The following is a 10429-nucleotide window of genomic DNA, read 5'->3' as shown; positions in this document are numbered from 1 at the left end:
ATACATAGCATGCTATATACAAGATAATCATGAATACCACTGACCAAAAGTAGGGATAGCAGATGAGTGCGCCAGAAAAAAATACCGACTTTGATGAAGCATATCGTTCCGATGTTGGACACATGATGTGGACAGATTCAAATGTACCGACAGAACTAAAAAACTTTATCAGACAAAATTCTCCGCTGAATGCACTGGAATTAGGATGTGGTCTGGGGTTGTTTGCAGACTATTTTTCGAAAGAAGGAATAAAAATAACGGCCGTTGACTTTTCGGCGGTAGCCATCGAAAAGGCTCGTAATCGTGTCAGGGAAGGGTATGAATCTCCCCGTTTCCACACCGGAGATGTGACCAATCTGAAAGATATATCAGGGCCATTCGATGTTTCTTATGATATTGGTTGTTTTCATTGCCTTGATGAACCCGGGCAGATGAAATATGCCCGTGAAGTGAACCGCTTACTAAAACCAGGTGGCATGCATCTGATATGGGCGATGGATATTTCGCCACGAGGAATGCCGCTCTCACCGCAGGTCATCGAGAAAGTATTTGGCCAATATTTTGAGCTGGTAAGCGCAGACCGTCATTATCGTCGGGAGGCTGATTCTCATTGGTACAGGCTTTTGAAAAAAAAGGATAAGTCATAAACGAGAATAAATGGTTGACGCGCTGTATGTGTCGGGCGCGCAGCCATGAATTAACGAAAAAGAACATATGCCTGTCTATTGTTTATAGCGGCGTAGGCTGGATGCGGGATGTCGTAAGAGGGCTGCCGCTGGACGTATTGGGCGTCGCACCAGCTCGCCACCACAGTTGGGGCAATGACCGTCAAGCCGCTGAGTAACGCAATCAATGCAAAAGGTGCATTCGAACGAACAAATGTACGCCTCTGGCGATTCCGGCGGCAGATCCTGATCGCAGCATTCGCAATTAGGGCGGAGTTCGAGCATGGTGTTCTCCTGTTGTTAAATGAGCATGACCAGAAGGTTCCAAAATCAAAAGATGGAACAATTGGTTAGTCGCATGCGTTTCGATCTGATGATTACTGAGAATAGCTGGGCACTTTCTCGTTACGGAAAATAGAACCATGCCGTTGTAATCAGTTCGTTTTTAACTTCAAAAACCGCCACACTCTCCAGGGGTGTAGATGACAAACCGTATATCAACTCATGATCGAACACTTTATTACCTAATACTGTTCGGGAAATAAGCTCTGCTCTTAGTTCGGGATTGTTAAAACGATTATTCAGGTAAAACTCACGTAAAGACGCTTTGCCTGTTGTTGAAGGCGATTCTGCAGGCATCCGGTAACCTTTAAACTCCTCTGAAAAGCAAGAAATAAACCCTTCAATGTCATGAGCGTTATATGCGTCAAACTGGGCTTGGGCGATCGATTCTACGGACATACAGGCGCTCCCATTATTGATTTATTATGCCTTATTATTGCATATAAAATCATATGAAGAGCGAGAGCACAAGATGGATTTTATTCTGTGATGTGTTATGAACGCCGCAAAGATGATAGCGGGGCCTGCGGTGACAATGACTTTCAATAAGAAAGCTAAAAAATTAACTTACAGCATTACTAACGATACAGTAGGTTCTGATGTCAGAACGCCGATCGAAAAGGGGAACTGTATTTTAAGCGATAAAGGTTAAACCTTCTTATTTAACGTTTCTTATTTTTATCCCCTGAAGCTGCCTGAGGCAGCTTTTTTCATTTTCAGGCTTCGGGAAATCCTTGATGTGCTGTTGTTACATCGGCCCGAAAGGCTGAATTTCGTGCATACCGCTCTCGCATCAACGTGAGGAGATAGAGATAGTCAACATAAGCAACCTCGGCTGGAGCAAGGTTACAGTGCTTCAATATGAAGAGGAGTCTGTGGTCAATTCGAAGTATGGCCATTACGACAAGGGTCTACGTTCTGTTCATGTCTTGCTACACCGGGTGTTTTTTTGAAAGTGCCAACACCGTTGCTAAGGCGCGAGCGCCGGCGAATCTGCTGAGTTTTGCAAGTAGATAATGACGCCTAACAGATGATATAGAGCAATTATTAACAAAAAGAGCCATGCTAACCTATGTCTCCTTTCTGATGGTTCTATAAAAATGAAAATCATTTTAGCTGGGCTTGTTATGATATCTCCGATGATGGTCATGGCCGATTACGCTCCTTTTGATGTACAACATCCTATGAATTTTGAATGTCAAACGGGAGTGACAGTTCATGTTGTTGATAACAAACATGTTGTGATTAATGGTGATTTTGATGCGGAAATTTCAGCGCTTAGCGCCGATCGTCTCCAGGCGCAGGGGCACCATGGGAATCCCTCGCTGACAACCACTATAGATTTGAGATTTATGGGCGGTGGTTATTATTCACTTTTGGCAACGGAGCTAGATCAAACGGGTTCTAAGGGGCCGTGGGATGATAAAGTGCTCGGCTCAACAGCTGTCATATGTACCCGAACAAAGTAAGTGATGAGATGATTAAGAATCTAACATTCGTATTTTTGGTAAGCGCCATCCTTTCAGGATGTGGGGGCGCAGTGAACAGTTTTATGACTGGATACACAGAGTCTGTATTAGGAAAACGTCCAACGAAAGCTGAACTAGATGCGGAGCTTAAAAGTACAATAGGTTGGAGCGATTTGCAGTTAGTTCAGCAATTAGGCCCACCTGAAAAAACATATGATGTTGATGGTCACAGATTTCTCTCTTACCAAGCCAATTACAATGTAAATCGGCCAGGCAAAGCTCCTGACTATACCACCGTTGTGCAGGGTAATACGGCCTACACAACAAGTACTGGGGGCAGGACAGCTGGGACAGTAACTTACACATGTACGATTATTTTTGAGTCAGTAAATAGTAAAATAATTAATGCCAATTACTCTGGTAATGGTTGCACGTACTAAGTTGACTGAGTGAATTCTGCATAGTGGCATACCAGACCTGTGCAATGTGGTGTGCCAGAACTGAAAGTCTGGCCGTGATTTTAGTTCGAGAACAACCCCATAACTCATTGATAATCCTCTAACCCCTTGATTCACAGAACACGCCAAAACCGATTAAATAAATAGGTATTGGCTATGCATCTTTAGCACTCCTTCATTTTTTGCCCGGCATCCATCATAAATACATTATTTTTCAATTCATTATAAAAAATTCGCTATCCCACTCACGCGTGACGACAGGGTCTATGCTTATAAAAAGGCCTGAGGAAAGGGGGCCGCGTGGAATATCCCCACGCGGCGCGGGTTGAAGTGATAATCATTATCACTAACATAGCGTTAACCCTTTGTGGCTCCACTGATGAGGTAGACCTATGGATTTACATTCAGGAACCTTCGATCCCAACGATGTGACCTGGCGCGGCATTACGCTGACGCCGTCGGCCGCTGCGCATATTCGTGAGCTGGTCAAACAGCAGCCAACGATTCAGGGCGTGCGTTTAGGGGTGAAGCAGACCGGCTGCGCGGGTTTTGGCTACGTGCTGGACGCGGTAAGCGAGCCGGATAAAGACGATCTGTTGTTTGAATCCGACGGCGCGAAGCTGTGGGTGCCTTTACGCGCAATGCCGTTTATTGACGGCACGGAAGTGGATTACGTGCGCGAAGGTTTGAATCAGCTGTTCAAATATCATAATCCGAAGGCGCAGAACGAATGTGGCTGCGGCGAAAGCTTCGGAGTATAGGCGGTACATGATGACGCGTAATACTGACGCAACTGACGATGTCCAGACCTGGGCCGGTGGCCCGCTGAACTATAAAGAAGGGTTCTTCACCCAGCTGCAAACCGATGAGTTGGCGAAAGGCATCAACGAAGAGGTGGTGCGGGCGATTTCTGCCAGGCGCAACGAACCGGAATGGATGCTGGAATTTCGCCTGAAGGCTTACCGCGCCTGGCTTTTGATGGAAGAACCGCACTGGCTAAAAGCGAAATACGATTCGCTGAATTACCAGGATTACAGCTATTACTCTGCGCCGTCCTGCGGCAACTGCGACGATAGCTACGCCTCTGAACCCGGCGCGCAGCAGCAGACCGGGACCAGCAGCTTTTTAACCGATGAGGTGGAGGCCGCGTTTAACCAACTGGGCGTGCCGGTGCGTGAGGGGAAAGAGGTCGCGGTTGACGCGATTTTTGATTCTGTCTCGGTCGCGACGACCTACCGGGAAAAGCTCTCGGAGCAGGGCATTATCTTTTGCTCGTTCGGTGAAGCGATTCACGAACATCCCGAACTGGTCAAACGTTATCTCGGCACGGTGGTGCCGGAAAATGACAACTTCTTCGCCGCGCTGAACGCCGCGGTGGCGTCGGATGGCACCTTTATTTATATCCCCAAAGGCGTGCGCTGCCCGATGGAACTGTCGACCTATTTCCGCATCAATGCGGAGAAAACCGGCCAGTTTGAACGTACCATTCTGATAGCCGATGAAGGCAGCTATGTCAGCTACATTGAAGGCTGCTCGGCCCCGGTACGCGACAGCTATCAGCTGCACGCGGCGGTGGTGGAGGTGATCATTCATAAAGACGCGGAAGTGAAATATTCCACCGTGCAGAACTGGTTCCCCGGCGATAACAATAGCGGCGGGATCCTGAACTTCGTGACCAAGCGCGCGCTGTGCGAAGGCGAAAACAGCAAGATGTCGTGGACACAGTCGGAAACGGGCTCGGCGATCACCTGGAAATACCCCAGCTGCATTCTGCGCGGCGATAATTCGGTCGGCGAGTTCTTCTCGGTGGCGCTGACCAGCGGCCATCAGCAGGCCGATACCGGCACCAAGATGATTCACATTGGCAAAAATACCAAATCGACCATTATTTCGAAGGGGATCTCCGCCGGGCACAGCCAGAACAGCTATCGCGGTCTGGTCAAAATCATGCCGACGGCGACCAACGCCCGTAACTACACCCAGTGCGATTCGATGCTGATTGGCCCTGACTGTGGCGCGCATACTTTCCCCTACGTGGAGTGCCGTAATAACAGCGCGCAGCTGGAGCACGAGGCCACCACGTCACGTATTGGCGAAGATCAGCTGTTTTACTGTTTGCAGCGCGGGATTAGCGAAGATGATGCTATCTCAATGATCGTCAATGGATTTTGTAAGGATGTTTTCTCGGAACTGCCGCTGGAGTTCGCCGTGGAAGCGCAAAAACTGCTGGCTATCAGCCTTGAACACAGCGTCGGTTAAGGATTAAGGGAAGCGATATGTTGAATATCAATGAATTACAGGTCTCCGTTGATGAAAAAGAGATCCTGCGTGGCGTGAGCCTGAACGTGCGCCCGGGCGAGGTGCACGCCATTATGGGGCCGAATGGCTCCGGGAAAAGTACGCTCTCCGCGACGCTGGCGGGCCGAGAAGACTACAGCGTGACAGGGGGATCTGTGACCTTTAAGGGGCACGATCTGCTGACGCTCTCGCCAGAAGAACGCGCTGGCGAAGGCATTTTTATGGCCTTCCAGTATCCGGTTGAGATCCCCGGCGTGAGCAACCAGTTCTTCCTGCAAACCGCACTCAACGCAGTACGTGCTCATCGTGGCCAGGAGCCGCTGGATCGCTTTGACTTTCAGGATCTGATGGAAGAGAAGATCAACTTACTGAAGATGCCAGCGGATTTACTGACCCGCTCGGTCAACGTGGGTTTCTCCGGCGGTGAGAAAAAGCGCAATGACATCCTGCAAATGGCAGTGCTGGAGCCAGAGCTGTGTATTCTGGATGAAACGGATTCCGGGTTGGATATCGACGCGCTGAAAATCGTCGCCGAAGGGGTTAACGCGCTGCGCGACGGCAAGCGCGCCTTTATTATCGTCACCCATTACCAGCGCATTCTGGACTACATCAAACCTGATGTCGTCCACGTGCTGTACCAGGGGCGTATCGTAAAATCCGGTGATTTCCGGCTCGTGAAACAACTGGAGGAGCAGGGCTATGGCTGGCTTAGCGAGCAACAATAGCGCATTGCAACAGTGGCATGCGCTGGTTCAGGCGCGCGGTGGTCAGGCATCACCTCAGGCGTTAGAGCATCTCCAGCAACTGCATCAGCTTGGCTTACCGACGCGTAAAGACGAAGACTGGAAGTACACCGCGCTGGATAAACTGCTGGCCAGCACTTTCGTCGCCCCGGCGCTGCCCGCATTGACGGATGAGCAGCGCGACAGCCACGCGGTGGCGCTGGATGCGTATCGGCTGGTGTTTGTGGACGGTCAGTTCGATCCCCGTCTTAGCGACGACGTCAGCAACAGCGGATTCGACGTCACGGTGAATAATCAACGTCAGTCGCTGCCGGAGGCGGTGCATCCTGAAGCCTTCCTGCATCTCACCGAAAGCCTGTCTACCAGCGTCACGCATATTCAAGTGCATCGCAATCAGCGCCCCGACAAGCCGCTGCTGTTGCTACACATTACGCGCGGTCTGGAAACGGACGAGATGAATACGGCGCACTATCGTCACCATCTCAAGCTGGCGGAAGGGGCACAGGCGACGGTGATTGAACAGTACGTCAGCCTGAACACGGTGCGTCATTTTACCGGCGCAAGGCTTACCATGGATATCGCCGACAACGCCCGGTTACAGCATCTGAAGCTGGGGTTCGAAAACGACCAGAGCTACCATTTTTCCCATAACGATCTGCGGCTAGGACGCGATTCCGCCGTTTTCAGCCACAGTTTTCTGCTGGGCGCGGCGGTGACGCGCCACCACAGTAGTGCGCAATTGAATGGTGAAAACAGCACGTTACGGTTGAACAGTCTGGCGATGCCGGTCAATTCGGAAGTCTGCGACAGTCGTACCTGGCTTGAACATAACCAGGGCTACTGTAATAGCCGCCAGCTGCATAAAACTATCGTCAACGATAAGGGACGCGCGGTGTTTAACGGCGTGATTACCGTGGCGCCGCACGCCATTAAAACCGACGGTCAGATGACCAACAATAATCTGCTGCTGGGGCGTCTGGCGGAGGTCGACACCAAGCCGCAGCTGGAGATTTACGCCGATGACGTAAAATGCAGCCACGGTGCCACCGTCGGGCGTATCGATGACGAGCAGCTCTTTTATCTACGCTCGCGCGGGATTGCGCTGGAGGAGGCGAGAAACATCATCCTCTACGCGTTTGCCGCCGGGCTGACCGATGCCATTGCCCTTGATGCGCTGAAACAGCATGTGTTGGCGCGCATTGGGCTACGTCTGGCAGGAGGTAAACAATGACCTTTTCCGTACAACAGGTTCGCGCAGATTTTCCGGTGCTCTCGCGTGAAGTCAACGGTCAGCCGTTGGCCTACCTCGATTCCGCCGCCAGCGCGCAGAAACCCGAGCAGGTTATCCATGCCGAGGCGGCGTTTTATCGCAACGGCTATGCTGCGGTGCACCGTGGCATCCACACGTTAAGCGCCGAAGCCACGCAGCGCATGGAAGAGGTGCGCCAGAAGGTGGCGCATTTTCTTCACGCCGCGAGCGCGGAAGAGATCGTTTTTGTGCGCGGCACCACCGAGGCGATTAACCTGGTTGCCAACAGTTGGGGGAGCAGCAACGTTCAGGCGGGTGACAACATTGTGATTACCACGATGGAGCACCACGCGAATATCGTGCCCTGGCAGATGCTCTGCGCGCGCACGGGCGCGCAGTTACGGGTGATTCCACTTAATGCGGACGGAACGTTACAAATGGCGGCTGCGGTAGAGCTGTTTGATGCCCGCACGCGCTTGCTGGCGGTCACGCAGGTATCCAATGTTCTGGGCACCGAGAACCCGTTGGCGGAGTTGATTACGCTGGCACACAGTCATGGCGCGAAGGTCCTGGTCGATGGTGCCCAGGCGGTGATGCATCACCCGGTTGACGTCCAGGCGCTGGACTGCGACTTCTATGCTTTTTCGGGCCATAAGCTCTACGGCCCGACGGGGATTGGCGCGCTGTACGTCAAGGCCGAGATCCTGCAGGCGATGCCGCCGTGGGAGGGGGGCGGTTCGATGATCGCGACTGTTAGCCTCAGTGAAGGCACCACCTGGGCAAAAGCGCCGTGGCGATTTGAAGCCGGTACGCCGAATACAGGCGGCATTATCGGCCTGGGCGCGGCGCTGGATTACGTTACGGCACTGGGACTGACACAAATCGGCGAATATGAACAGACGCTGATGCGCTACGCGCTGGATGCGCTGGCGGGCGTGCCGGACCTGCATCTCTATGGCCCTGCGGAGCGGCTGGGGGTGATTGCATTTAATCTCGGCAAGCATCATGCCTATGACGTGGGTAGCTTCCTTGATAATTACGGTATCGCCGTACGGACGGGTCATCACTGTGCGATGCCGTTGATGGAATTTTATCAGGTGCCCGCGATGTGCCGGGCGTCGCTGGCGATGTATAACACCGTTGAGGAGGTCGACCGCCTGGTGGCGGGCCTGCAACGCATTCGCCGTTTATTAGGATAACAGGGAGTCATCATGGCGGCTTTACCTGACAAAGACAAACTGTTGCGCAATTTCAACCGTTGCGCCAACTGGGAAGAGAAGTACCTCTATATCATCGAACTGGGCCAGCGGCTGCCCCCCCTCAGCCCCGAGCAGCATAGCCCGGAGCATATCATTCAGGGATGCCAGAGCCAGGTGTGGATCGTGATGGGGCGCGATGCGCAAGGGCACATCACGCTACAGGGGGATAGCGATGCGGCGATTGTTAAGGGGTTGATTGCCGTCGTCTTTATCCTTTACGATGGGATGACCGCCGCGGATGTACAGGCCTTTGATGTGCGCCCCTGGTTTGAACAAATGGCGCTGGCGCAGCATCTTACACCATCGCGTTCTCAGGGGCTCGAGGCGATGATTCGTGCGATCCGCACGCAGGCGGCGAGTTTTAGCTAATATCAAATAGACAGCTTTCATTCTGTTACGAAAGGTGGGCGAGCAGCTCACCACGCTGGTGGTTCAGCTTTCTGGCATGTTGTCAGTGAATATGAATAAGGAATCCAGATATGAAGCGCGCGTCCCTCTTAACACTCAGCATTTTAGGTGCCCTCAGCGCGATTTCCAGCGCCAGGGCAGTCGACTACCCATTACCCCCAGCCAATAGCCGTTTAATCGGCCACAATCAAACCTACACCGTTCAGGAGGGGGATAAGAACCTACAGGCGATCGCCCGCCGCTTTGATACGGCGGCGATGCTCATTCTTGAAGCCAACAATACGATCGCGCCGGTTCCTCGTCCTGGTACCGTGGTGACCATTCCATCGCAGATGCTGCTGCCGGACGTACCGCGCGAAGGGATTGTGGTTAACCTTGCCGAACTGCGCCTGTACTACTTCCCGCCGGGCGAACAGCAGGTACAGGTCTATCCGATTGGTATTGGCCTGCAGGGGCTGGAAACCCCGGAAATGACGACTCGGGTAGGACAGAAGATCCCAAACCCGACCTGGACGCCGACGGCGGGTATCCGCAAGCGTTCTCTGGAGCGTGGCGTTACATTGCCGCCGGTCGTGCCTGCCGGGCCCAATAACCCGCTGGGGCTTTATGCGCTGCGTCTGGCATACGGTAATGGCGAATATCTCATCCATGGCACCAACGCGCCGGATAGCGTCGGCCTGCGCGTGAGCTCGGGCTGCATTCGCATGAATGCGCCGGACATCAAGGCGCTGTTCGCGCAGGTGCGCAGCGGCACGCCGGTGCGGGTGATTAATGAGCCGGTGAAGTATGCGGTAGAGCCGAACGGCACACGTTATCTGGAAGTGCATCGCCCGTTGTCGCAGAACGAAGCGCAGGATACGCAAACCATGAAGATGACCTTGTCGTCGGGCTTCAAGCAGTTTGCTGAACAGGCGAGTGAAGGGCAGGTGAAAAGCGCGCTGTCGCGTCGTGCCGGGTATCCGGTGATTGTCTCTGAGGGGAAAGGCGCGGCATCGGTGCTGTCGGCGCAGAATAGTACAGTGGCCTCAGAAACCGTGACGCAGTAGAGAAGGGTAAATCGCTGGCAAAAAAATGGCGCACAATGTGCGCCATTTTTATTACCAGAACTCTTACTTACGGTAAGAGTGAGCCTGGTTGTCCAGACGCTGGTTAGCACGAGCTGCGTCGTCTTTAGCAGCCTGAACGTCGGAACGCATTGCGTTCACGTCGTTGCTCAGCTGGTCAACTTTAGCGTTCAGAGTCTGAACGTCAGAAGACAGCTGATCGATTTTAGCATTGCTGGAGCAACCTGCCAGCAGAGTAGAACCCAGGATTACCGCGCCCAGTACCAGTTTAGTACGATTCATTATAAATACCCTCTAGATTGAGTTAATCTCCATGTAGCGTTACAAGTATTACATAAACTTTTTTATATTGAGAATATTTTTTTATGCGATTTCCCTTATTTTTGATCGTTCGCTCAAAGAAGCATCGACTTTACGGTTTTACGGGGAAAAAGTGTGTGAAAACAGAGGACTTCCATCGGATTCATCTTAGAT

13 protein-coding genes are annotated in these 10429 nt (G+C 52.3%); 10 read left to right on the top strand and 3 right to left on the bottom strand.

The window, feature by feature from the left end:
• Positions 1–62 precede the first annotated feature (62 nt).
• Positions 63–647, top strand: coding sequence for a class I SAM-dependent methyltransferase (locus NNN71_RS21120; RefSeq protein ID WP_223802499.1), 585 nt, complete (start codon positions 63–65; stop codon positions 645–647).
• Positions 648–722: 75 nt separating this feature from the next.
• On the opposite strand, the gene NNN71_RS21115 is transcribed toward NNN71_RS21120, so the two are convergent.
• Both NNN71_RS21115 and NNN71_RS21110 read right to left on the bottom strand, forming a co-directional pair.
• Positions 723–950, bottom strand: a complete 228-nt coding sequence (locus NNN71_RS21115) for a DUF1272 domain-containing protein (RefSeq protein WP_167576011.1) — start codon at positions 948–950, stop codon at positions 723–725.
• A 120-nt stretch (positions 951–1070) separates the two neighbouring features.
• On the bottom strand, positions 1071–1406 hold the full coding sequence (locus NNN71_RS21110; protein WP_163447398.1) for a nuclear transport factor 2 family protein: 336 nt from the start codon (positions 1404–1406) through the stop codon (positions 1071–1073).
• Between the two features lie 701 nt (positions 1407–2107).
• On the opposite strand from NNN71_RS21110, the gene NNN71_RS21105 reads away from it, so the two are divergent.
• The 9 genes from NNN71_RS21105 (at position 2108) to ldtE (ending at position 9937) form a co-directional block, all read left to right on the top strand.
• Positions 2108–2476: a hypothetical protein gene (locus NNN71_RS21105; protein ID WP_167576009.1), complete on the top strand. Its 369-nt coding sequence runs from the start codon at positions 2108–2110 to the stop codon at positions 2474–2476.
• A gap of 8 nt (positions 2477–2484) precedes the next feature.
• Positions 2485–2916, top strand: a complete 432-nt coding sequence (locus tag NNN71_RS21100; RefSeq protein WP_271459267.1) for a hypothetical protein — start codon at positions 2485–2487, stop codon at positions 2914–2916.
• A gap of 410 nt (positions 2917–3326) precedes the next feature.
• Complete coding sequence (gene sufA, locus NNN71_RS21095; RefSeq protein WP_064545857.1) at positions 3327–3695, top strand: Fe-S cluster assembly scaffold SufA; 369 nt, start codon at positions 3327–3329, stop codon at positions 3693–3695.
• 10 nt (positions 3696–3705) lie between these two features.
• Positions 3706–5193 carry a Fe-S cluster assembly protein SufB gene (sufB, locus tag NNN71_RS21090; protein ID WP_271459268.1) on the top strand — a complete coding sequence of 496 codons (1488 nt, stop codon included), beginning with the start codon at positions 3706–3708 and terminating at the stop codon, positions 5191–5193.
• Between the two features lie 17 nt (positions 5194–5210).
• Positions 5211–5957 (top strand): Fe-S cluster assembly ATPase SufC, encoded by a 747-nt coding sequence (gene sufC, locus NNN71_RS21085; protein WP_163447402.1) that lies wholly within the window; start codon positions 5211–5213, stop codon positions 5955–5957.
• Entirely contained in the window at positions 5932–7206 is a 1275-nt protein-coding gene (gene sufD / locus NNN71_RS21080; RefSeq protein ID WP_249021906.1) for a Fe-S cluster assembly protein SufD, read from the top strand. Before sufC ends, sufD begins: the two co-directional genes overlap by 26 nt.
• Positions 7203–8423 carry a cysteine desulfurase SufS gene (gene sufS / locus NNN71_RS21075; RefSeq protein ID WP_271459266.1) on the top strand — a complete coding sequence of 407 codons (1221 nt, stop codon included), beginning with the start codon at positions 7203–7205 and terminating at the stop codon, positions 8421–8423. Before sufD ends, sufS begins: the two co-directional genes overlap by 4 nt.
• Positions 8424–8435: 12 nt before the next feature.
• The gene (sufE, locus tag NNN71_RS21070) at positions 8436–8852 is read left to right on the top strand and encodes a cysteine desulfuration protein SufE (protein WP_163447405.1); all 417 of its coding nucleotides are present in this window, start codon (positions 8436–8438) and stop codon (positions 8850–8852) included.
• Positions 8853–8962: 110 nt separating this feature from the next.
• The gene (gene ldtE, locus NNN71_RS21065; protein WP_271459265.1) at positions 8963–9937 is read left to right on the top strand and encodes a L,D-transpeptidase LdtE; all 975 of its coding nucleotides are present in this window, start codon (positions 8963–8965) and stop codon (positions 9935–9937) included.
• Between the two features lie 63 nt (positions 9938–10000).
• On the opposite strand, the gene NNN71_RS21060 is transcribed toward ldtE, so the two are convergent.
• Positions 10001–10237, bottom strand: coding sequence for a major outer membrane lipoprotein (locus NNN71_RS21060; RefSeq protein WP_002908860.1), 237 nt, complete (start codon positions 10235–10237; stop codon positions 10001–10003).
• Positions 10238–10429 lie beyond the last annotated feature (192 nt).

The sequence above is a fragment of the Kluyvera sp. Awk 3 genome (assembly GCF_028069715.1).
GTDB lineage: Bacteria > Pseudomonadota > Gammaproteobacteria > Enterobacterales > Enterobacteriaceae > Kluyvera > Kluyvera georgiana_A.
The sequence above is the reverse complement of the archived record's forward strand: the minus strand, read 5'-3'. Positions and strand labels throughout refer to the sequence as shown.